General features: G+C 50.3%; 24 protein-coding genes. 14 read left to right on the top strand and 10 right to left on the bottom strand.

The genetic code is table 11. The annotated features are described in order from the left end of the window. The first annotated feature begins 3 nt into the window (after positions 1-3). The 7 genes from trpCF (at position 4) to AC3G3F_RS05045 (ending at position 6,103) form a co-directional block, all read left to right on the top strand. Positions 4-1,362 carry a bifunctional indole-3-glycerol-phosphate synthase TrpC/phosphoribosylanthranilate isomerase TrpF gene (gene trpCF / locus AC3G3F_RS05075; protein ID WP_023246925.1) on the top strand — a complete coding sequence of 453 codons (1,359 nt, stop codon included), beginning with the start codon at positions 4-6 and terminating at the stop codon, positions 1,360-1,362. Between the two features lie 9 nt (positions 1,363-1,371). Further along, positions 1,372-2,565, top strand: a complete 1,194-nt coding sequence (trpB, locus tag AC3G3F_RS05070; protein ID WP_023246926.1) for a tryptophan synthase subunit beta — start codon at positions 1,372-1,374, stop codon at positions 2,563-2,565. Beyond that, entirely contained in the window at positions 2,565-3,371 is an 807-nt protein-coding gene (trpA, locus tag AC3G3F_RS05065) for a tryptophan synthase subunit alpha (RefSeq protein ID WP_053529009.1), read from the top strand. Before trpB ends, trpA begins: the two co-directional genes overlap by 1 nt. Before the next feature lie 478 nt (positions 3,372-3,849). Next, positions 3,850-4,032: a con-10 family general stress protein gene (locus AC3G3F_RS05060; protein WP_000807657.1), complete on the top strand. Its 183-nt coding sequence runs from the start codon at positions 3,850-3,852 to the stop codon at positions 4,030-4,032. A gap of 89 nt (positions 4,033-4,121) precedes the next feature. Continuing rightward, on the top strand, positions 4,122-4,625 hold the full coding sequence (locus tag AC3G3F_RS05055; RefSeq protein ID WP_001022826.1) for a YciE/YciF ferroxidase family protein: 504 nt from the start codon (positions 4,122-4,124) through the stop codon (positions 4,623-4,625). 73 nt (positions 4,626-4,698) lie between these two features. Beyond that, the gene (locus tag AC3G3F_RS05050; RefSeq protein ID WP_053507926.1) at positions 4,699-5,205 is read left to right on the top strand and encodes a ferritin-like domain-containing protein; all 507 of its coding nucleotides are present in this window, start codon (positions 4,699-4,701) and stop codon (positions 5,203-5,205) included. Between the two features lie 19 nt (positions 5,206-5,224). Beyond that, the gene (locus AC3G3F_RS05045) at positions 5,225-6,103 is read left to right on the top strand and encodes a manganese catalase family protein (RefSeq protein WP_000488353.1); all 879 of its coding nucleotides are present in this window, start codon (positions 5,225-5,227) and stop codon (positions 6,101-6,103) included. A gap of 80 nt (positions 6,104-6,183) precedes the next feature. On the opposite strand, the gene ompW is transcribed toward AC3G3F_RS05045, so the two are convergent. Next, on the bottom strand, positions 6,184-6,822 hold the full coding sequence (ompW, locus tag AC3G3F_RS05040) for an outer membrane protein OmpW (protein WP_053529006.1): 639 nt from the start codon (positions 6,820-6,822) through the stop codon (positions 6,184-6,186). A gap of 337 nt (positions 6,823-7,159) precedes the next feature. Between ompW and AC3G3F_RS05035 the strand changes: the two genes are divergently transcribed. The 4 genes from AC3G3F_RS05035 (at position 7,160) to yciA (ending at position 9,487) form a co-directional block, all read left to right on the top strand. Then, positions 7,160-7,564 carry a YkgJ family cysteine cluster protein gene (locus tag AC3G3F_RS05035; protein ID WP_023246929.1) on the top strand — a complete coding sequence of 135 codons (405 nt, stop codon included), beginning with the start codon at positions 7,160-7,162 and terminating at the stop codon, positions 7,562-7,564. Positions 7,565-7,589: 25 nt separating this feature from the next. Continuing rightward, on the top strand, positions 7,590-8,333 hold the full coding sequence (locus AC3G3F_RS05030) for a YciC family protein (RefSeq protein ID WP_023246930.1): 744 nt from the start codon (positions 7,590-7,592) through the stop codon (positions 8,331-8,333). Between the two features lie 56 nt (positions 8,334-8,389). Continuing rightward, entirely contained in the window at positions 8,390-8,929 is a 540-nt protein-coding gene (locus AC3G3F_RS05025; protein WP_000808683.1) for a septation protein A, read from the top strand. A 156-nt stretch (positions 8,930-9,085) separates the two neighbouring features. Then, on the top strand, positions 9,086-9,487 hold the full coding sequence (yciA, locus tag AC3G3F_RS05020; protein ID WP_053507925.1) for an acyl-CoA thioester hydrolase YciA: 402 nt from the start codon (positions 9,086-9,088) through the stop codon (positions 9,485-9,487). Positions 9,488-9,556: 69 nt separating this feature from the next. Here yciA and tonB read toward each other — a convergent pair whose 3' ends face one another. Then, the gene (gene tonB, locus AC3G3F_RS05015; protein WP_053507943.1) at positions 9,557-10,279 is read right to left on the bottom strand and encodes a TonB system transport protein TonB; all 723 of its coding nucleotides are present in this window, start codon (positions 10,277-10,279) and stop codon (positions 9,557-9,559) included. Positions 10,280-10,500: 221 nt separating this feature from the next. Between tonB and AC3G3F_RS05010 the strand changes: the two genes are divergently transcribed. Then, on the top strand, positions 10,501-10,797 hold the full coding sequence (locus AC3G3F_RS05010; protein ID WP_023246932.1) for a YciI family protein: 297 nt from the start codon (positions 10,501-10,503) through the stop codon (positions 10,795-10,797). 43 nt (positions 10,798-10,840) lie between these two features. Here AC3G3F_RS05010 and AC3G3F_RS05005 read toward each other — a convergent pair whose 3' ends face one another. Next, positions 10,841-11,014, bottom strand: a complete 174-nt coding sequence (locus AC3G3F_RS05005) for a YciY family protein (protein WP_023180195.1) — start codon at positions 11,012-11,014, stop codon at positions 10,841-10,843. 142 nt (positions 11,015-11,156) lie between these two features. Here AC3G3F_RS05005 and cls point away from each other — a divergent pair, with 142 nt between their 5' ends. Next, entirely contained in the window at positions 11,157-12,617 is a 1,461-nt protein-coding gene (gene cls / locus AC3G3F_RS05000) for a cardiolipin synthase (RefSeq protein WP_000206886.1), read from the top strand. Positions 12,618-12,650: 33 nt separating this feature from the next. Then, positions 12,651-12,980, top strand: coding sequence for an HI1450 family dsDNA-mimic protein (locus AC3G3F_RS04995; RefSeq protein ID WP_000425070.1), 330 nt, complete (start codon positions 12,651-12,653; stop codon positions 12,978-12,980). Between the two features lie 47 nt (positions 12,981-13,027). On the opposite strand, the gene AC3G3F_RS04990 is transcribed toward AC3G3F_RS04995, so the two are convergent. The 7 genes from AC3G3F_RS04990 to ychE form a co-directional block, all read right to left on the bottom strand. Further along, complete coding sequence (locus tag AC3G3F_RS04990) at positions 13,028-13,864, bottom strand: ion transporter (protein WP_154807695.1); 837 nt, start codon at positions 13,862-13,864, stop codon at positions 13,028-13,030. Between the two features lie 47 nt (positions 13,865-13,911). Continuing rightward, positions 13,912-14,916: a murein tripeptide/oligopeptide ABC transporter ATP-binding protein OppF gene (oppF, locus tag AC3G3F_RS04985; protein WP_023246934.1), complete on the bottom strand. Its 1,005-nt coding sequence runs from the start codon at positions 14,914-14,916 to the stop codon at positions 13,912-13,914. Next, positions 14,913-15,926 carry an ABC transporter ATP-binding protein gene (gene oppD, locus AC3G3F_RS04980; protein WP_023246935.1) on the bottom strand — a complete coding sequence of 338 codons (1,014 nt, stop codon included), beginning with the start codon at positions 15,924-15,926 and terminating at the stop codon, positions 14,913-14,915. Before oppD ends, oppF begins: the two co-directional genes overlap by 4 nt. Positions 15,927-15,937: 11 nt before the next feature. Then, complete coding sequence (oppC, locus tag AC3G3F_RS04975) at positions 15,938-16,846, bottom strand: oligopeptide ABC transporter permease OppC (protein WP_000979653.1); 909 nt, start codon at positions 16,844-16,846, stop codon at positions 15,938-15,940. A gap of 14 nt (positions 16,847-16,860) precedes the next feature. Further along, positions 16,861-17,781, bottom strand: coding sequence for an oligopeptide ABC transporter permease OppB (oppB, locus tag AC3G3F_RS04970; protein ID WP_000911097.1), 921 nt, complete (start codon positions 17,779-17,781; stop codon positions 16,861-16,863). Positions 17,782-17,903: 122 nt separating this feature from the next. Further along, complete coding sequence (gene oppA, locus AC3G3F_RS04965; RefSeq protein WP_139386950.1) at positions 17,904-19,535, bottom strand: oligopeptide ABC transporter substrate-binding protein OppA; 1,632 nt, start codon at positions 19,533-19,535, stop codon at positions 17,904-17,906. Between the two features lie 763 nt (positions 19,536-20,298). Beyond that, positions 20,299-20,946 (bottom strand): NAAT family transporter YchE, encoded by a 648-nt coding sequence (gene ychE / locus AC3G3F_RS04960; protein WP_000616775.1) that lies wholly within the window; start codon positions 20,944-20,946, stop codon positions 20,299-20,301. Positions 20,947-21,159: the final 213 nt, after the last annotated feature.

Raw genomic sequence — 21,159 nt, 5'->3', positions numbered from 1 at the left:
ATAATGCAAACCGTTTTAGCGAAAATCGTCGCAGACAAGGCGATTTGGGTAGAAGCCCGCAAACAGCAACAGCCGCTGGCCAGTTTTCAAAATGAGATCCAGCCAAGTACACGCCATTTTTATGATGCGCTCCAGGGCGCGCGTACCGCCTTTATTCTGGAGTGTAAGAAAGCATCTCCATCAAAAGGTGTGATTCGCGATGATTTCGATCCGGCGCGTATTGCCAGTACTTATAAACATTACGCCTCGGCAATCTCGGTTCTCACCGATGAAAAATATTTCCAGGGGAGCTTCGATTTTCTGCCGGTCGTTAGCCAAAGTGCGCCGCAGCCGATTCTGTGTAAGGATTTTATTATCGATCCCTATCAGATCTACCTTGCCCGTTACTATCAGGCCGATGCCTGTTTACTGATGCTCTCAGTTCTGGATGACGAGCAGTATCGCCAACTCTCCGCCGTCGCGCACAGTCTGAAAATGGGCGTACTCACGGAAGTCAGTAATGACGTAGAACGGGAGCGCGCGATGGCATTAGGCGCAAAAGTGGTAGGTATCAACAATCGCGATCTGCGCGATCTGTCGATTGATTTGAATCGCACCCGCCAGCTGGCGCCAAGACTGGGCCACGGCGTGACTGTCATCAGCGAGTCCGGGATTAACACCTACGGTCAGGTACGCGAGCTGAGCCATTTCGCCAACGGTTTTTTAATTGGTTCCGCGTTAATGGCGCATGACGATCTTAACGCCGCCGTCCGTCGCGTGCTACTTGGCGAAAATAAAGTCTGCGGCCTGACCCGCGCCCAGGACGCTAAAGCTGCCTGTGACGCTGGCGCAATATATGGCGGGTTGATTTTTGTGCCCTCATCTCCGCGCGCGGTTAGCGTTGAGCAGGCGCGAGAAGTGATAAGCGCTGCGCCATTGCAGTACGTCGGCGTTTTCCAGAACGCTGATATCGCCGATGTTTGCCAGAAAGCCGCCGTCCTGTCGCTTTCTGCCGTACAGCTACATGGCAGCGAAGACCAGGCGTATATCAACGCATTGCGCGAGGCGTTGCCGCGCGATGTGCAAATCTGGAAAGCGCTGAGCGTCGGCGATACCCTTCCCGCGCGCGATTATCACCATGTCGATAAATACATTTTCGACAATGGACAAGGCGGCAGCGGACAACGCTTCGATTGGTCGCTACTACAGGGGCAACCGCTGGATAATGTTTTACTGGCGGGCGGACTGGCGGCCGATAACTGCGTCCAGGCGGCGCAAGTCGGCTGTGCCGGTCTCGATTTTAATTCTGGTGTGGAGTCACAGCCGGGCATCAAAGATGCTCGTCTTCTGGCCTCGGTTTTTCAGACACTGCGCGCATATTAAGGAAAAAACATGACAACACTTCTCAATCCCTACTTTGGTGAATTCGGCGGCATGTACGTGCCGCAGATCCTGATGCCTGCGCTGAACCAGCTTGAAGAGGCCTTCGTCAGCGCGCAAAAAGATCCTGAGTTTCAGGCGCAATTCGCCGATCTGCTAAAAAACTACGCGGGGCGCCCCACCGCACTGACGAAATGTCAGAACATTACCGCCGGTACGCGTACCACGTTGTATCTAAAGCGCGAAGATTTACTGCACGGCGGCGCGCACAAAACCAATCAGGTACTGGGTCAGGCATTGCTGGCTAAGCGGATGGGTAAAACCGAGATTATCGCTGAAACCGGCGCCGGTCAGCACGGCGTCGCCTCCGCGCTCGCCAGCGCCCTGCTGGGTCTGAAGTGCCGTATTTATATGGGCGCTAAAGACGTTGAGCGCCAGTCGCCGAACGTCTTCCGTATGCGTCTGATGGGCGCTGAGGTAATCCCGGTTCATAGCGGCTCCTCCACGCTAAAAGATGCCTGTAACGAGGCGTTGCGCGACTGGTCCGGTAGTTACGAAACCGCGCACTATATGCTCGGTACGGCGGCAGGCCCGCATCCCTATCCCACCATCGTTCGCGAGTTCCAACGCATGATTGGCGAAGAGACGAAAGCGCAAATCCTCGACAAAGAGGGCCGTCTGCCAGACGCCGTTATCGCTTGCGTCGGCGGCGGGTCAAACGCTATCGGGATGTTTGCGGATTTTATTAATGATACCAGCGTCGGGCTGATAGGCGTTGAACCGGGCGGCCACGGTATTGAAACCGGCGAGCATGGCGCGCCGCTTAAACATGGTCGCGTTGGCATCTATTTCGGTATGAAAGCGCCGATGATGCAGACAGCAGACGGGCAAATTGAAGAGTCCTATTCCATTTCCGCCGGGCTCGATTTCCCGTCCGTTGGGCCGCAACATGCGCACCTGAACAGCATCGGACGCGCGGATTATGTCTCCATTACCGATGATGAAGCGCTGGAAGCATTCAAAACGTTGTGCCGCCATGAGGGAATTATCCCGGCGCTGGAATCCTCCCACGCGTTGGCGCACGCTCTGAAAATGATGCGCGAGCAGCCGGAAAAAGAGCAACTACTGGTGGTCAATCTCTCTGGCCGCGGCGATAAAGACATCTTTACCGTACACGATATCCTGAAAGCGCGAGGGGAAATCTGATGGAACGCTACGAAAAATTATTTGCACAGCTCAACGATCGCCGGGAAGGCGCCTTTGTCCCCTTCGTGACCCTGGGCGACCCTGGCATTGAACAGTCACTGAAAATTATCGACACGCTGATTGACGCTGGCGCCGATGCTCTGGAGTTAGGGGTTCCCTTCTCCGATCCGCTGGCCGATGGCCCCACTATCCAGAATGCGAACTTACGCGCCTTTGCCGCTGGCGTCACGCCAGCTCAGTGCTTTGAAATGCTGGCGCTGATTCGTGAAAAACACCCGACCATTCCGATTGGCCTGCTAATGTACGCCAACCTGGTGTTCAATAACGGCATAGATGCGTTTTATGCCCGTTGTGAACAGGTTGGCGTAGATTCCGTGCTGGTCGCGGACGTCCCGGTTGAAGAATCGGCCCCCTTCCGCCAGGCGGCATTACGGCATAATATCGCGCCGATCTTCATCTGCCCGCCAAATGCGGATGATGATCTTCTGCGCCAGATCGCATCTTACGGCCGCGGTTATACCTACCTGCTTTCCCGCTCGGGCGTCACCGGCGCAGAAAACCGTGGCGCATTGCCGTTGCATCATCTACTTGAGAAGCTTAAAGAGTACCATGCCGCGCCTGCGTTACAGGGCTTCGGCATCTCCTCGCCGGAACAGGTGTCTGCGGCCGTTCGTGCCGGGGCGGCTGGCGCAATCTCCGGTTCAGCCATTGTCAACATTATCGAGAAAAACCACTCGTCTTCAGAGCAGATGTTGGCGGAACTCAGCTCCTTTGTCTCAGCCATGAAAGCCGCCAGTCGCGTATAACGAGTAAAGCCGTCAGCATAACGCTGGCGGCTTAATTATTGGTTGTGCTGAGCCATAGCCATGCTTCAGAAGTACATCATCAATCTTTTTGGTGATATTCCCTGTCCGGCTTTCAGAAAGTCTGAAGCGAAGTTTTGCTAAGAAAACTCCTAATCACGCCGATAAATTTATCGTTTTCACGTCAGTTTCCCCTTCTTTATGTAAAGAAATGTCAGCAAACGATACGTTAATGTTTCTATTGCCGCAGATAGTGACTCTTGTTATTAATAGCAATGCAAAGCATTTTCTTTTAAATCGCTTATTCTAAAAGAAAATATAGAATATATTATCACTAAACCTGTTTTTATACGTTATTTACGTGGTAAATCACAACTAATTCCGCCAATTTGACTAATCGGCTTAACCAACTAATTTTAATAGGGTGTCGACACGGTTAAAAACCGAATTTTTCAGTAATCAACGAGACAGGAGAAATAATATGGCCGAACATCGTGGTGGTTCAGGAAATTTCGCCGAAAATCGTGAGAAAGCATCTGAAGCAGGCCGCAAAGGCGGTCAACATAGCGGTGGGAATTTCAAAAACGATCCGCAACGAGCTTCTGAAGCCGGTAAAAAAGGTGGCCAGAATAGTCACGGCGGACGTAAATCCGATAATTCCTGATTTACTGTAACGTAAATATATCGCGTGATTTTATCAAGAAATCTGCGAGTCTTCTGGCTCGCAGTATTTTGCCCAGGAGAATTAGATTTATGAATATCAAAACCGTTGAAGACCTTTTTATCCATCTACTTTCAGACACCTATAGTGCAGAAAAACAATTAACCAAGGCTCTTTCTAAACTTGCCAGAGCCACGTCCAATGAAAAATTAAGCCAGGCCTTTCAATCTCATCTTGAAGAAACCCAGGGTCAGATTGAACGTATTGATCAGATCGTCGAATCTGAATCTGGCATTAAACTGAAAAGAATGAAATGCGTCGCTATGGAAGGGCTGATTGAAGAAGCCAATGAAGTCATCGAAAGTACGGAGAAAAACGAAGTACGCGATGCAGCGCTTATCGCCGCGGCGCAAAAAGTCGAGCATTATGAAATCGCCAGTTACGGCACGTTAGCTACCCTGGCCGAGCAGCTCGGCTATAGCAAGGCATTAAAACTGCTCAAAGAAACCCTCGACGAGGAAAAACAAACTGATTTAAAACTTACCGACTTAGCAGTCAGCAATGTTAATAAAAGTGCTGAACGCAAATCGAAATAATATTTTTAATTATCAGCTTGCATGATTCCGATTTTATTATCGGAGCAGATTATCACGCATTGAGGAATTTAAAATGAATTATACTGAACATTATCATGACTGGCTTCGTGACGCCCATGCAATGGAAAAACAGGCAGAATCGATGCTTGAATCTATGGCCAGCCGTATTGAAAATTATCCTGATATAAAAGCCAGAATTGAACAACATATTAGTGAAACCAAACATCAAATTACCATGCTCGAGGAAGTGTTGGACCGTAATGGCATTTCCCGTTCGGTGTTGAAAGACTCCATGAGTAAAATGGCAGCAATGGGACAATCTATCGGTGGCATGTTCCCTTCCGACGAAATTGTCAAAGGCTCAATTAGCGGTTATGTTTTCGAGCAGTTCGAAATTGCTTGTTATACCTCCCTGCTGGCGGCGGCAAAAAAAGCGGGCGATACCGCTTCAATTCCGACGATTGAAGCCATTCTGAAAGAAGAAATGCAAATGGCTGACTGGCTTATCAAACATATTCCGCAGACTACGGAACAATTTTTACTGCGATCTGAAACAGATGGCGTTGAAGCCAAGAAATAAATAATAAGCAGGAGGCAATATGTTTCGACACGTAAAACAACTTCAATATACAGTGCGAGTGAGCGAGCCTAATCCTGGATTAGCGAACCTGCTGCTGGAACAGTTTGGCGGCCCGCAGGGCGAACTGGCGGCTGCATGTCGCTATTTCACTCAAGGTTTAAGCGATGATGATGCCGGTCGTAGAGAGATGTTAATGGACATCGCCACCGAAGAACTGAGTCATCTGGAAATTATCGGCTCACTGGTAGGGATGCTTAACAAAGGCGCTAAAGGCGAGCTGGCGGAAGGCACCGAAAGCGAAGCGGAACTGTATCGCTCGCTGACGCAGAATGGTAATGACAGCCATATCACCTCTCTGCTGTATGGCGGCGGCCCTGCGTTGACGAACTCCGGCGGCGTACCGTGGACCGCGGCTTATATTGATACTATCGGCGAAGTCACAGCCGATCTACGCTCAAACATCGCGGCAGAGGCGCGAGCGAAGATTATTTATGAACGCCTGATTAATCTGACCGACGATCCTGGCGTAAAAGACACGCTCAGCTTCTTAATGACCCGTGAAGTCGCGCACCAGCTCTCTTTTGAAAAGGCGCTGTATTCGATTCGTAACAACTTCCCGCCGGGTAAATTACCGCCGGTAGAACAGTATACCGACGTGTACTACAACATGTCGCAAGGCGACGATCCGCGAGGTAGCTGGAATAGCGATGAGAACTTCAACTATGTCGCAGAACCGATGCCTGCTGTTGATGGCGGCGATGGCCTGGCGACAGTGAAATTGCCGCGCGAGCAGTTGGCGCTGCTCAAAGCGATGGCAGAAAGAACGAAATCGGACCCCACCGTTGATCCTCTCACTGGCGCAGAACTAGGCTGCGGCGAACCGAAAGAAGACAAGTGAGTTCCGACAAGTAAAATCCGTGTGTCATGTCCTTTTTGACCCCGCCTGGCGGGGTCTTTTTTCGTCACAACATCACGTGATTAGAAACGATAGCCTGCCGAGAACATAAATACCCATGGGTCCAGACGCACGCTGTCATGATGCTGAACGCCGCCCATTTTATAATTGGCGGTAGTATCAATATCCATGTACCAGACAGAGGCGCCAATTAACCAGTCGCGGTTAATCAGGTAATCTACCCCAACTTGCCCTGCCGCGCCCCAGGAATCCTTAAAGCTCAGATCGGACAGCCCGGTATTTTTACCATTATCGTTGAAGTCGTTATCGAAGAAGGTGGTGTAGTTCACCCCTACGCCGACATAAGGACGCACTTTGCTGCTGGAATCGCCGAAGTACCACTGCGCCATTAACGTTGGCGGTAACAGGTGAACCGTGGCGATATCGCCCGTCGTGCCCGTACCCACCTTATGGCGGAACGGCGTGGCCGCCAGCAATTCAACCCCGATATTGTCCGTCGCCATGTAAGTGAATGTCAGGCCGAGTTGCGTGTTATTACTCACATCAAACCCGTTTAAATGCCCCAGCGTACCACCCGCCCCTTCTGTAGGTCTGACGGTTGCCGGGCCTGCGCGCATAAAGAATTCTCCGGCTTCGTGCGCGTACGCGCTGCCTGAGAGAAGAGTTGTTAATGCCAGTGCCGCCACTGTGAATTTTTTCATACCCGCTCCATCGTTATGGTTATAAAAGCGTGATGAATATACCCACAATGAAGTAATAAGTGATCTAACACAGATCACATTTGTTCTTATAATTTAACATTTATTGATCCAGATTAATTTAGAACTTGCATTAAAAATCCTGGTTATAGGAATTCAGATCAATTTTGACATATTCACGCTATGCAAATATTTGCCTGCTCCTGTTGCCCTGGCGATAAAGGCTGGCTAAGGTAATCAATGTTCCGCAATGGCGCGTGGCGTTAAGATTCGCGAACACTGCGGGACAGATTAATTTCCGTTGTAATCTATTGATACGTGAGTTTTTTGCAGGTGAATCATGAGCATTCTTAACCCATGCATGACATGCGGTGCCTGTTGTGCCTGTTTTCGTGTCTCTTTTTACTGGGCTGAAGGCGACGATGCCAGCGGACGCGTTCCGGCGTCATTAACCGAACCTGTTACCCCTTTTTTACGTTGTATGGCCGGCATCAACCATAAACAGCCGCACTGTAAAGCACTACCTGGAACACCGGGCGACAACGTCAGTTGCGCTATTTATGAAAACCGCCCTTCAACCTGTCGTGAATTTTCGAGATCGGGCGAAGGAGGCGAAGTGAATGAGGCGTGTAATCGCGCCCGCGCGCGATACAGATTACCGCCGCTTTACAAAGATATGCTTTTCCATACAACTGCTGATACTGCCACTGTAGAGTTATCCAGGGTACAATTGCCCGCAAATTAACACCTGCAAAACTCAAGGAGAGTGCATGTCTATCACGGCGAAGTCCGTTTACCGTGACGCCGGAAATTTTTTCCGAAATCAATTTATTACTATCTTGCTGGTTTCGTTGCTGTGCGCATTTATCACGGTGATCTTAGGTCATGCCTTTTCGCCCAGCGATGCGCAAATCGCGCAACTCAGTGAAGGAGAACATTTGGCAGGCAGCGCTGGCCTGTTTGAGCTGGTACAAAATATGACGCCGGAGCAGCAGCAAATCCTGTTGCGCGCGTCTGCCGCCTCGACGTTTTCCGGGCTTATCGGCAACGCTATTCTGGCTGGCGGTATCATCCTGATGATTCAGTTAGTTTCAGCGGGACATCGGGTTAGCGCGCTGCGCGCTATCGGCGCCAGCGCCCCTGCATTACCTAAACTGTTTATTCTCATTTTTCTCACTACCCTGTTAGTGCAAATCGGTATAATGCTGATTGTCGTTCCGGGGATTATTATGGCCATTGTGCTGGCGCTTGCGCCAGTGATGTTGGTTGAAGAGAAAATGGGCGTGTTTGCCGCAATGCGCAATAGCATGCGTTTGGCCTGGGCTAACATGAGACTGGTCGCGCCTGCGGTGATAGGCTGGTTACTGGCTAAAACATTGCTATTGTTATTCGCGCCCAGCTTCGCTGTACTGACCCCAAATGTAGGCGCTGTACTGGCGAATACGTTGAGCAATCTGATTTCCGCTGTATTGCTTATCTACTTATTCCGCCTGTATATGTTGATTCGCCAATAATCCGCAATGCGCCGTTACGCGGCGCATTCGACGCTCGTTGATGATGGAATCGAAGAATGAAGCAGTTTCTGGATTTTTTACCGCTGGTTGTCTTTTTTGCGTTTTATAAACTTTATGACATCTATGCGGCGACCTCCGCACTGATTGTCGCGACGGCAATCGTGCTGATTTATAGCTGGGTACGCTATCGGAAAATAGAGAAGATGGCGCTGATTACCTTTGTTCTGGTTGCCGTCTTCGGCGGTCTGACGCTCTTTTTCCATAACGATGAGTTTATTAAATGGAAGGTGACAGTTATTTATGCGCTGTTCGCCGGCGCGCTGTTAATAAGCCAGTGGGTGATGAAAAAACCGTTAATCCAACGTATGTTAGGTAAAGAACTGGCACTGCCGCAACAGGTCTGGTCAAAGCTGAACCTGGCATGGGCGCTGTTTTTTATTGTGTGCGGTCTGGCTAACATTTATATCGCCTTCTGGTTGCCGCAAAATATCTGGGTCAACTTTAAGGTCTTCGGACTCACGGCGCTGACGCTCATTTTTACCCTGCTGAGCGGCGTCTATATCTACCGGCATCTGCCACAGGAAGATAAATCATAATCCTCCCGTTACTTATCGCCAGACTGAGAACGTCTGGCGATATTTTCTCCGCCTTTACGCCCTGCGCTTTCCCTTCAGTACCTTTATTCCCACTATTCTCCACACAAAATTCATAGTAGCATCGCGGCTGTAATTTTTTCTGATAGTCGGTTTACAATGACAATAATGGATAATACCCCTAAGGGCGAGCTGGTTTTACGTACATTGGCCATGCCTGCCGATACCAATGCGAACGGCGATATTTTTGGCGGCTGGCTGATGTCGCAAATGGATATTGGCGGCGCGATACTGGCCAAAGAGATCGCGCACGGTCGGGTTGTCACCGTTCGCGTGGAAGGAATGACATTTCTGCGCCCCGTCGCGGTTGGCGATGTCGTATGCTGCTACGCGCGCTGCGTTAAACGCGGTACGACGTCTATTAGCATCAATATTGAAGTCTGGGTGAAAAAAGTGGCGTCAGAACCGATTGGACAGCGCTACAAGGCCACCGAGGCGCTGTTCATTTATGTTGCCGTCGATCCGGACGGTAAACCCCGCCCGCTCCCGGTTCAGGGTTAAGTATGCCCGTCAGGTAACATACTTACACCGCCAGCAGGTGATGTTATATTCCCGCTGGCGGCACCAGAGTTACTCAATCTGCGCCGTACCGTTCAGACGGAAGATAATATTGACCACCAGCCCGGAACCCGGCTTGCCTGCTTCATAGCGCCATTTGCGCATCGCATTCTTAACTTCACGCTCAAACATATTGGCTGGCTGTGCGGACAGAATCTGTACATTCTCCACTCGCCCGGCAGAGGTCACGTCAAACTTCACCTTTACCCGTCCTTCAATGCGTAACGCCTGCGCCCGCGCCGGATACTGCGGCTGGTTACGGCTCAGAGCGCGAGGTCCGGCCGGCACGCTCACCGCAGGCTTGCTGGTCGCCGACGCGGTGCTGCTTGTTGAGCGCGCTGGCGTGGTATTTTCAAAGGGTGAGGCTGGACGCGGCGTGGCCGGTTTGACTTCGCGCTTCGGCTGCTCTTCAACCTTTTTCACCGGCTTCGGTTTCGGCTTGGGTTTTGGCTTAGGTTTGGGTTTCTCAATTACCACGGGCGCTTCTTTAGGCGGTTCAGGGATCGGCTCTGGCTCCGGTTCTGGTTCAACCACCGGCTCCGGCGGCGGTTGAACCGCCTGGGGCGGCTCCAGGTCGGCGGGTGAAACCATTGTCACCGTGATAGGCTGCGCTGGCGCAGGCAATTCAATAACCTGATGTACCGAGGTATAGAGCAAACCTGCCACTACAGCACCATGAATGCCTACGGAAAGTAACGTCGGCCAGGGAAAGCGACGAGGTAAATCAAGGGTCATTGAAGTCATAATCGTTTCAGTTGAAAAACCAGAGCTGAATTTTAAATGCAAATAGCAATCATATTCAATAAGGCATTGCCGATAGAGGCATTTAAAAGATGATATCGTACATAAACACCACAAAATGTGCATGTTTAACAAAGTCGTTATCTTTACATTGCAGTCAAATGCCCTTTCCAATAACGTAATCAGCGACTTTTACCGATTAAGGAGCTCTACCCGTGCTGTATGTCATTTACGCTCAGGATAATGCCAACTCGCTTGAAAAACGCCTCTCGGTACGGCCAGCGCATCTGGCGCGCCTGCAACTTCTTCATGATGAAGGGCGATTATTAACTGCCGGACCGATGCCCGCAGTGGACAGCAACGATCCTGGGGTAGCCGGATTTACCGGGTCAACGGTGATCGCTGAATTTGAATCTTTAGAAGCGGCGCAATCCTGGGCTGATGCGGACCCCTACGTCGCAGCGGGCGTCTATGCGCAGGTTTCGGTCAAACCGTATAAGAAGGTTTTTTAAAAAGAAGGATCTGTTGGGCACCGCATACGGTGCCCTTTCTGGCTTACACACCGTGAATCGCAAAGAGTAATGAATTACGCTGACGATTAAAGATACATTTCCTGATAGTATGGATACGCATATTACGGCGTGATTGCCCTTCAAGCCAACGCGCTTTACGGCGGCCAGCCTGACGTAGCATTCGCCAGCGCCCCACTTCCGTTCTACTACGCTTCATGTTTACGACTCTCACTGTAACAGAAGCGCCATTATACCCCCTCGCCGGATGCAGACCAGCGCTTTTCCCGTGTTTTTATTTGCCATGTGAATCCTGACGCGTAAACTCTTAACAACACGCTTTCTAAAGGATTTTTAAAGTTATGACAACCTTCTACACCGTGGTGAGTTGGCTGGTCATTTTGGGATACTGGGTTCTCATTGCCGGCGTCACATTACGTATTCTAATGAAACGGCGCGCAGTTCCCTCCGCAATGGCCTGGTTGTTAATCATCTATATCCTTCCGCTGGTCGGGATCATCGCCTATTTGTCCGTTGGCGAATTGCATTTAGGTAAACGTCGCGCCGAGCGTGCCCGCGCTATGTGGCCGTCTACCGCCAAATGGCTCAATGACCTCAAAGCCTGCAAACACATTTTCGCGCAAGAAAACAGTAGCGTCGCATCGTCCTTGTTTAAGCTGTGCGAACGACGTCAGGGGATTGCGGGCGTCAAAGGCAACCAGTTGCAATTGCTTACCGACTCCGATGATGTCATGCAGGCGCTTATTCGCGATATCCAACTGGCGCGGCATAATATCGAAATGGTGTTTTACATCTGGCAACCAGGCGGCATGGCGGATCAGGTCGCTGAATCGTTAATGGCCGCCGCCCGCCGCGGCATCCACTGCCGGCTTATGCTGGATTCCGCGGGTAGCGTCGCTTTCTTCCGCAGCCCCTGGGCGGCCATGATGCGTAACGCTGGCATTGAAGTCGTAGAAGCGCTGAAGGTGAATCTGATGCGCGTCTTTTTACGCCGTATGGATCTTCGCCAGCACCGTAAAATGGTGATGATTGACAATTACATCGCCTATACCGGCAGTATGAATATGGTAGACCCGCGTTTTTTCAAACAGGATGCCGGCGTTGGGCAATGGGTTGATTTGATGGCGCGGATGGAGGGCCCCGTCGCGACAGCAATGGGGATAGTTTACTCCTGCGATTGGGAGATCGAGACGGGTAAACGCATTCTGCCTCCCCCGCCGGATGTGAATATTATGCCGTTTGAGCAGGCCAGCGGGCATACCATTCATACCATTGCCTCCGGTCCTGGCTTTCCGGAAGATCTCATTCACCAGGCATTATTAACCGCCACCTATGCCGCGCGTGAATATTTAATTATGACCACGCCATACTTCGTCCCCAGCGACGATCTGCTGCATGCCATTTGCACCGCCGCGCAGCGTGGCGTGGACGTAAGTATTATCCTGCCCCGTAAAAATGATTCACTGCTCGTCGGCTGGGCCAGTCGCGCCTTTTTCAGCGAGTTACTGGCGGCGGGCGTGAAAATCTATCAGTTCGAAGGCGGACTGTTGCATACCAAAAGCGTGCTGGTCGATGGCGAACTGAGCCTGGTCGGTACCGTGAATCTCGACATGCGTAGCCTGTGGCTTAATTTCGAGATTACGCTGGTCATTGATGATACGGGTTTCGGCGCCGATCTGGCTGCGGTGCAGGACGATTATATTTCGCGCTCCCGCCTGTTAGATGCGCGTTTGTGGGTAAAACGTCCGCTATGGCAGCGGATTACCGAGCGATTGTTTTACTTCTTTAGTCCATTGCTGTAAAACGTGACCAACATGAGTAAACAGGTAGTCACTATGGAAATGGATCTGAACAATCGCCTGACTGAAGACGAAACGCTTGAGCAGGCTTACGATATTTTTCTTGAGCTGGCAGCGGATAATCTTGATCCGGCTGACATCATTCTGTTCAATTTGCAATTCGAAGAGCGCGGCGGCGCGGAATTGTTTGATCCGGCAGAAGACTGGCAAGAGCACGTCGATTTTGACCTGAATCCAGACTTTTTTGCCGAGGTGGTTATTGGCCTGGCGGATACCGAAGACGGCGAAATTAACGACATTTTCGCCCGCGTTCTGCTGTGCCGGGAAAAGGACCACAAGCTGTGCCATATTCTCTGGCGCGAATAAGCTGTTCAGGCCGGATGGCGTCTGATTGCGCCCTCCGGCAAGCGTACTTAATCCGGTAGCTTACTGCCGCATCGGTTACAATATTGCGCGCTATGTTCATGCTGGCTTTGCTGGCACTGCGGACATTTTCGCTGCCAGTGACGTTTCTGAAACGCGCTGCTCATGTGCGTGGTAATCAGTCCTGTAGGAATCGCAATCACCGAATAACCAATCAAAATAAGCACCGACGCGACAATACGTCCCAGCGGCGTATGCGGCGTAATATCACCATACCCCACGGTTGTGACTGTCACTATCGCCCAATACACCGAGGCATTAAGCGTCGTGAAGCCATATTTCGGTCCCTCAATAAGATACATCAGGGCACCGAAAATAATCATCACGATCGCAATAAATGAATAGAACAGAATAAGCTGATGACGCGCGCTAATAATGGCGCTCCAGAATACCCGCAGGGATGGCATAAAGCGTAGGAGTTTAAGAATGCGCAGCACGCGAATCGCTCGCATAGCGCGCCAGGCAAACATATAGTTCAGGCTAATTTCCGGCCACAGCCACATGACGTACAGCGGCAAAATCGTCACCAGATCAATAAATCCCCAGAAACTAAAAACGTATTGTGCCGGGGCGGGCCAGCTAAACAGTCTGAGCAAGTATTCGCCGGTAAAGATCAGGGTAATACAGAGCTCCAGCCAGACAAAAATATGCCATTCATCAAATGTCAGGTGATATTCCGTTCCTACGCCGGATTCAACAAAAATGACCAGTACGCTAAGCAGCGCAAACAGCGCGCATACCCCTTCAAAACGGCGGCCTGAGCGCGTAGTCAGATTGAACAGATTATGATAAAGACGACGGCGAACCGACGACAAAGAAAGTGACACGGTAACCTCACCTAAAAGAAGGGCTGACGAATTGTCAGCCCTTGCGATTATAACGGGTCTACTTTAAGGCAGGAAACGGCATGGCGAAAACTCCCTTCCAGCACCGGTCGCGTTTGCGCACATTCTGGTCCGGCTAGCGGACAGCGTGTACGGAACACGCAGCCGGAAGGCGGGTTAATGGGCGAAGGTAATTCGCCCTCCAGCAATTGTATCTTCTTATTTCGCTCCAGATCGGGATCGGGAATCGGTACCGCCGACATCAGCGCTTTGGTATAAGGATGCAGTGGATTATGGTACACCTCATCATAGGTGCCCAATTCTACCGCATGACCGAGATACATCACCAATACACGATCGGATATGTGCTTTACGACCGCCAGATCGTGCGCAATAAAAATCAACGACAGCCCCATCTCTCGCTGTAACTGCTGGAGCAAATTCACCACCTGCGCCTGAATAGAAACGTCCAGCGCCGACACCGGCTCATCGCAAATAATGAGCTTAGGTTCCAGGATCAACGCCCGGGCGATACCGATGCGCTGGCACTGCCCCCCGGAAAACTCATGGGGATAACGGTTGATGAGATTCGGCAGGAGCCCCACTTTCAGCATCATGGCTTTCACGCGGTCACGCACGTCCTGGCGCGAAAGCTTAGGATGATAAGTGCGCAGCGGTTCAGCGATAATTTCGCCAATCGTCATTCGCGGGTTAAGTGACGCCAGCGGGTCCTGGAAAATCATCTGGATATCGCTGCGCACCGCGCGCCACTCATCCGCTCTCATGCCCAGCAGATCTTTTCCCAGCCAGGCGACTTTACCGTCTGTCGCTTTCACCAGACCAATAATGGCACGCGCAAACGTCGATTTACCGCAGCCGGATTCGCCCACCACGCCCAGCGTTTCGCCTTCATACAGACGTAGCGTAACGCCATCCACCGCTTTCAGGGTTTTCGGCGGTTGCCAGAACCATTGCTTTCCTTCTTTGATATCGAAATGTACTTTCAGATCGGCGATTTCGAGGAGGACTTTACGTTGTTCAATCACAGCATTCATAGCAGCTCCTCCAACGGTTTAAAACAGGCGCGCAACCGACCAGGACTGAACGCTTCAAGTGGCGGCGCATTATTGCAGATCTCCATCGCATGAGGACAACGCGGCTGGAACGGACAACCTTTAGGCAAACGCAATAAATTGGGAGGGTTGCCCGGAATCGTCAACATTTCCTCCCCTTCGCCATCCAGACGCGGCACCGCATTAAGCAGGCCGATCGAATACGGATGAACGGGCTGATAAAAGACATCGCGCGCCTTACCGTATTCCATTGTACGCCCGGCATACATCACCAGGACCTTATCGCAAATGCCTGCGACCACGCCCAGATCATGGGTAATCATGATAATGGCGGTATTAAATTCGCGCTTTAGCTCATTAAGCAAGGTCATAATCTGCGCCTGCACGGTAACATCAAGCGCGGTGGTAGGCTCATCGGCAATAAGCAGTTTCGGCCTGCACAACAGCGCCATCGCAATCATCACACGTTGACGCATTCCGCCGGAAAATTCGTGCGGGTACATTTTCATCCGTTTGCGCGCTTCCGGCATTTTTACGGCATCCAACATTCTGACGGACTCTTCAAAAGCTTCCGCTTTGCTCATCCCTTTATGCAGCATCAGGACTTCCATTAACTGCTCCCCAACGCGCATATAAGGATTTAGCGAGGTCATCGGGTCCTGAAAAATCATCGAAATCTGTTCCGCGCGCAACGTATTCAGTTCGCGTTCAGGTAGATTAAGAATTTCACGTCCGTTGAAGGTCGCAGAACCGCCGATTCGGCCATTAGTCGCCAGCAATCCCATTAATGCGAACGCAGTTTGCGATTTCCCCGATCCAGACTCGCCAACAATGCCTAACGTTTCTCCGGCGTGAAGCGTAAAGTTCAGATCGTTGACCGCCGTTACATCGCCATCAGGCGTGGTGAACGTGACACGAAGATCTTTTACCTCCAGCAGTACATTCGCCGGTTGCTGCGCCTGAGTCACGCTTGCAGTTTCTGATAAGCTCATGGCTGTACTCCTTAACGATCTTTCGGGTCGAGGGCATCACGCAGGCCATCGCCAATAAAGTTAAAACAGAATAACGTCACCACGAGAAAGCCAGCCGGAAACAGCAGCAGCCACGGTGAGACTTCCATTGAATTCGCGCCATCGCTCAACAACGCTCCCCAACTACTTAACGGCTCCTGCGTCCCAAGCCCCAGGAAACTGAGGAAAGACTCAAACAGAATCATGCTGGGTACCAGCAACGACGCATACACTACCACTACGCCCAGGACGTTAGGCACAATATGGCGGATCACAATGCTGGCGGTCGACACACCGCCAACCTGCGCGGCTTCGATGAACTCTTTACGTTTAAGACTTAGGGTTTGACCACGCACGATACGCGCCATATCAAGCCAGGAGACCATGCCGATGGCGACGAAAATCAACAGAATGTTCTGTCCAAAGAACGTCACCAGCAAAATAACAAAGAACATAAACGGGAACGAGTTGAGGATCTCCAGCAGACGCATCATCACGGAATCAATTTTGCCGCCCAGATACCCGGACAGCGAGCCATACAGCGTTCCGACAATGACCGCCACCAGCGCGGCGGCAATACCGACCATCAATGAGATACGCCCGCCGATGGCAACGCGTACCAGCAGATCGCGCCCGGAAGAGTCAGTGCCGAAATAGTGGCCGGACGCCATATCCGGCGCGCTGGACATCATGCCCCAGTCGGTATCGAAATAGGTAAATTGCGACAGCATAGGCGCCACTGTCACGAATAAGGCAATCAGGAACAGGACAATAAGACTGGCCACCGCCGCGCGGTTATGCATAAAGCGTCGGCGGGCATCCTGCCAAAGGCTACGGCCTTCCACCTCCAGCTTTTCACTGAAATTTTCCAGCGTCTCGCTGTTTTTCTTACTTAACATCATCGCGAGCTCCAGTATCAGTAGCGAATTTTCGGGTCGATAACGGCATAGAGCACATCGACAATGGCGTTAAACAATATGGTCAGCGCCCCGACTAAAATGGTCAAACTTAACACCAGCGAGTAATCTCGGTTGAGCGCGCCATTAACGAAAAGCTGCCCAATGCCCGGTAAGCCATAAATAGTTTCAATCACCATTGAGCCGGTAATAATGCCGACAAAGGCTGGCCCCATATAGGATAAAACCGGCAGCAGCGCAGGTTTTAACGCATGGCGGAAGATGATTCTGCGCATCGGTAATCCTTTTGCCCGCGCGGTACGAATAAAGTTCGAATGCAGAACTTCAATCATTGAGCCGCGCGTAATACGAGCGATGCTGGCAATATAGGCCAGTGAAAGCGCGACCATAGGCAGGATCATAAATTTTAACGCCCCGCCGTTCCAGCCGCCGCCAGGCAGCCATTGCAAGGTTATCGCAAAGACCATCACCAGTAACGGCGCCACCACAAAACTGGGGATAACGACGCCGGTCATGGCAAATCCCATGACCGTATAATCCCATCGCGTATTTTGCTTTAGCGCGGCAATCACGCCAGCGCTGACGCCAATAATGACCGCCAGCAAAAAAGCGGCGGCGCCAAGTTTCGCCGAAACGGGGAAACTGGCGGCAACCAGATCGTTGACCGTGTAATCTTTGTATTTAAATGAGGGTCCAAAATCGCCATGCGCCAACTGTTTCAAATAGCTGAAGTACTGCGTCATGATGGGATCGTTCAGATGATATTTTGCTTCAATATTGGCCAGTACTTCCGGTGGCAATGCGCGCTCGCCGGTAAAAGGACTGCCCGGCGCGAGGCGCATCATAAAGAAAGAGATGGTAATAAGAATAAATAGCGTCGGAATCGCTTCCAGACAGCGGCGTAAAATAAATTTCAACATTGCCCGTACCTTCTGGCGTGTGCCTTTACTTCCCGGGCGTGACAAACAGGTCCGCCAGGGAAAGTTATAGTGCGATGAAAAAAGACACCATGGGACAACCGCTGTTGTCCCATGTCTTGCCATTAATGTTTGATAATATATAAATTTTTCACATAGATATTATCCAGCGGGTCTTTACCGGTATACCCGCCCACCCAGGGTTTCACCAGGCGCGCGTTAACGTAGTAATACACCGGCACAATGGCGGAGTCTTTATCTAACTGCTGCTCCGCTTTAGCGTACAGTTCACTGCGCGTCGCGTCGTCCGTCACCTTCAGCGTGTCGGCAATCAGCTTGTCAAACGCAGGGCTCTTGTAATGCGCAGTATTGTTTGAACTGTCGGATAACATGGTGTTGAGGAATGAGGTCGGTTCATTATAATCTGCGCACCACCCGGCTCTCGCAACATCAAACGTGCCCTGATGCCGGGTGTCCAGGAAGGTTTTCCATTCCTGATTCTCCAGCTTCACATTGGCGCCCAGATTTTTCTTCCAGATAGACGCCACGGCAATCGCCAGTTTTTTATGCAGATCGGAGGTATTATACAACAGGTCGAATGTTAAGGGCTTATCCGCCGTAAAGCCGGCTTCAGCCAACAATTTCTTCGCTTCTTCGTTACGTTTTTCCTGGGACCATTTGAACCACTCAGGCTCTACCAGTTTCGCGCCATCGGTATACGGCGGCGTGTAGCTATAAGCGGGTAAATCACCCTGATTTTTAACCTTATTAACAATAATATCGCGATCTAACGCCAGTTTCAGCGCGGTACGCACGCGGACATCGTTAAACGGCGCTTTTTGGTTATTAATTTCGTAATAATAGGTACACAAATAAGGGTCTACACGGACTTCATTCGGGATCTCTTTTTTCAGTTTCTGGAATAACTCGATCGGCATGTTGTTATAAGTCATGTCGATCTCGCCGCTGCGATAGCGGTTCACATCCGTCACTTCCGAAGAGATAGGCAAATAAGTCACCTGATTGATGACAGTTTTGTCGTTATCCCAGTATTGCGGGTTACGTTCCAGCACGATACGTTCGTTCACTACCCAGTTTTTTAACTTATAGGCACCGTTGGTGACAATATTGGCTGGTTGCGTCCATTTATCCCCAAATTTTTCGACCGCTGATTTTGGTACAGGAGACACTGAAGGGTGAACCAACAATTTGTAGAAATAAGGCACCGGCTCACTTAAGGTCACTTCAAAGGTGTGATCATCAAGCGCTTTTACCCCCAGATCGGTGGCGGGTTTTTTACCGGCGATAATATCATCAATATTAGCAATATGACCGTATTGCAGATAGCTGGCGTACGGCGATGCCGTATTAGGATCGGCCAGGCGTTGCCAGCTATAAACGAAATCATTGGCGGTGACGGGCGTACCGTCTGACCATTTCGCATTTTTACGCAGATGGAATGTCCAGATTTTAAAATCTTTATTTTCCCATTTTTCCGCAACGCCCGGTGAAGGATGTCCCTCTACATCGCTAATTAATAAGCCTTCGAAGAGGTCACGGTTGACGTTCGATTCCGGCACGCCTTCAATTTTATGCGGGTCGAGAGACTGCACTTCCGAGCCATTATTACGTACCAACGTTTGCTTGTCGGCTAACTGAACGCCGGCGGGCACGTCTGCCGCAGTCGCGGCGCTGGCGGCGATGAGCGCAGTGAGTATTCCCGCTGCAATCAAACTTTTTTTCGTGATGTTAGACATTGTGTTTGTACTCCACTCATTATAATTACTGGTTTTTACCAGCCTGTTTAATCCCGTCAGGGTTCCTGTACAGCACTGGTGGTGTACTGCCAGGTCTGTCACTGCTTTTGCTATCACCGACTTTATTTATTCTGACGATTCGTTTGATCGCCTTTCGTCGATTCGGTATACGACGTACCTGCCCACGTCGCACGTTATTCCTGACAACCATCTAAATGAAAATAGTTATCAACAATGTAAAATCTTCTGCAAAATGTTTGGCCGGAAAGTATCAAATGCGTTTCTGAACCGCCAATTCATTTTACAAATTTGTTAACCAATTCTCTTTTATGGAAAATTCCCTGCCCAAAAAACGGCTAAACAATGTTAAAAAACTTTAATTTATTATTTTTAATCAATGAGTTAGTAGAAAAACCTCTCTTTGTCACTCTGTAGTGATATGCCCGCCTCAAAAAAAAAACACACAAATTTAACAAATGCTCATTATTTAGCACATTAATCTACGATGGCGCTGAAACAACTAATAACATTTCAATAATCCTTCATCAAGCCCCAGAGTATGATGTGAATAAAATAACAGACGCACCGCTTCTCACGGACTGAGTAATGTTCATAATGATTTGATTAATAAAAATAAATAGCATTAGGCTATATTAATATTCTTTATCATTTAAATGCTGAATGCGTATCAAAGTAAGAAGTGTTACGTGGGAATGTCACAAGGCAGCCCCTTAGGGCGCCGCCTGTAAATCAATGAGGGAGTTTAATTGAGCAAGCCGGGGAAAATGCCTTTTATTCCTGTGACAATAAATTCGATGCCGAGCGCCATTAACAACAACCCCATGATTCGGGTAATAACGTTGATACCGGTTTGCCCCAGCAAACGGACCAGCCACGGCGCCATACGGAACACGCCCCAGCAGCAAAGCGCAAAAAGCGCAATGGCAACTGAAAAACCAAGCAAATGCGCGATGCTGTGATAACGCGTCCCCCAGACGATAGTGGAGCTAATCGCCCCAGGCCCCGCCATTAACGGTAGCGCTAACGGCACAACGCCAATGCTCTCGCGTATGGCCGTCTCTGATTTTTCTTGCTTGTTTTGTTTATCTTCCCCCAGCTTACCGCTGATCATCGACATCGCAATGGTGACAACCAGGATACCGCCCGCAATTCTGAACGAATCAATAGAAATGCCAAATAGCTGCAGGATGCCATCTCCGAGGAATAAGGAACTCCACAAGATAATCGCCACCGACAGATTCGCGGTGAGGTTAGTTTTATTACGCGCCGTGGCCGTCTGGTAGCTGGTCATGCTGATGAAAACGGGAATAATCCCCACCGGGTTAACCAGCGCAAAGAGCCCGATAAAAAACTTAAAGTAAACAGGAAAATCAAAAAGCGTTTGAATCACGGTTAGCTCCGAAGCGTTAGCCGGATGAAGTCAATGTTCGTTAATGATCAAAACGCGCAGAAGATACGCCTTTTATTCGCATAGTTCACCTCTTATCTACACCTAATTTCATCCATTCTTCGCTGTTATTAATATGTACTAGTTATGCTAATCCACCCACTCTTCATGACAACATTTTATTAACACTTAACGTAAAACGTTGAAATGGCCTGC

Source organism: Salmonella sp. FC25216, assembly GCF_057751355.1.
Note: the sequence above shows the minus strand (reverse complement) of the source record. Positions and strands in the feature narration are given on the sequence as shown.

What these genes read in the sequence shown, in the direction of transcription:
- trpA (WP_053529009.1), top strand. Translation starts at nt 2,565, where the DNA reads ATGGAACGCTACGAAAAATTATTTGCACAGCTCAACGATCGCCGGGAA.
- AC3G3F_RS05025 (WP_000808683.1), top strand. Translation starts at nt 8,390, where the DNA reads ATGAAGCAGTTTCTGGATTTTTTACCGCTGGTTGTCTTTTTTGCGTTT.
- AC3G3F_RS05045 (WP_000488353.1), top strand. Translation starts at nt 5,225, where the DNA reads ATGTTTCGACACGTAAAACAACTTCAATATACAGTGCGAGTGAGCGAG.
- oppA (WP_139386950.1), bottom strand. Translation starts at nt 19,535, where the DNA reads ATGTCTAACATCACGAAAAAAAGTTTGATTGCAGCGGGAATACTCACT.
- cls (WP_000206886.1), top strand. Translation starts at nt 11,157, where the DNA reads ATGACAACCTTCTACACCGTGGTGAGTTGGCTGGTCATTTTGGGATAC.
- trpCF (WP_023246925.1), top strand. Translation starts at nt 4, where the DNA reads ATGCAAACCGTTTTAGCGAAAATCGTCGCAGACAAGGCGATTTGGGTA.
- tonB (WP_053507943.1), bottom strand. Translation starts at nt 10,279, where the DNA reads ATGACCCTTGATTTACCTCGTCGCTTTCCCTGGCCGACGTTACTTTCC.
- oppD (WP_023246935.1), bottom strand. Translation starts at nt 15,926, where the DNA reads ATGAGCTTATCAGAAACTGCAAGCGTGACTCAGGCGCAGCAACCGGCG.
- yciA (WP_053507925.1), top strand. Translation starts at nt 9,086, where the DNA reads ATGACAATAATGGATAATACCCCTAAGGGCGAGCTGGTTTTACGTACA.
- oppF (WP_023246934.1), bottom strand. Translation starts at nt 14,916, where the DNA reads ATGAATGCTGTGATTGAACAACGTAAAGTCCTCCTCGAAATCGCCGAT.
- AC3G3F_RS05050 (WP_053507926.1), top strand. Translation starts at nt 4,699, where the DNA reads ATGAATTATACTGAACATTATCATGACTGGCTTCGTGACGCCCATGCA.
- AC3G3F_RS05005 (WP_023180195.1), bottom strand. Translation starts at nt 11,014, where the DNA reads ATGAAGCGTAGTAGAACGGAAGTGGGGCGCTGGCGAATGCTACGTCAG.
- AC3G3F_RS05035 (WP_023246929.1), top strand. Translation starts at nt 7,160, where the DNA reads ATGAGCATTCTTAACCCATGCATGACATGCGGTGCCTGTTGTGCCTGT.
- oppC (WP_000979653.1), bottom strand. Translation starts at nt 16,846, where the DNA reads ATGATGTTAAGTAAGAAAAACAGCGAGACGCTGGAAAATTTCAGTGAA.
- AC3G3F_RS05055 (WP_001022826.1), top strand. Translation starts at nt 4,122, where the DNA reads ATGAATATCAAAACCGTTGAAGACCTTTTTATCCATCTACTTTCAGAC.
- oppB (WP_000911097.1), bottom strand. Translation starts at nt 17,781, where the DNA reads ATGTTGAAATTTATTTTACGCCGCTGTCTGGAAGCGATTCCGACGCTA.
- AC3G3F_RS05030 (WP_023246930.1), top strand. Translation starts at nt 7,590, where the DNA reads ATGTCTATCACGGCGAAGTCCGTTTACCGTGACGCCGGAAATTTTTTC.
- trpB (WP_023246926.1), top strand. Translation starts at nt 1,372, where the DNA reads ATGACAACACTTCTCAATCCCTACTTTGGTGAATTCGGCGGCATGTAC.
- ompW (WP_053529006.1), bottom strand. Translation starts at nt 6,822, where the DNA reads ATGAAAAAATTCACAGTGGCGGCACTGGCATTAACAACTCTTCTCTCA.
- AC3G3F_RS05060 (WP_000807657.1), top strand. Translation starts at nt 3,850, where the DNA reads ATGGCCGAACATCGTGGTGGTTCAGGAAATTTCGCCGAAAATCGTGAG.
- AC3G3F_RS04995 (WP_000425070.1), top strand. Translation starts at nt 12,651, where the DNA reads ATGGAAATGGATCTGAACAATCGCCTGACTGAAGACGAAACGCTTGAG.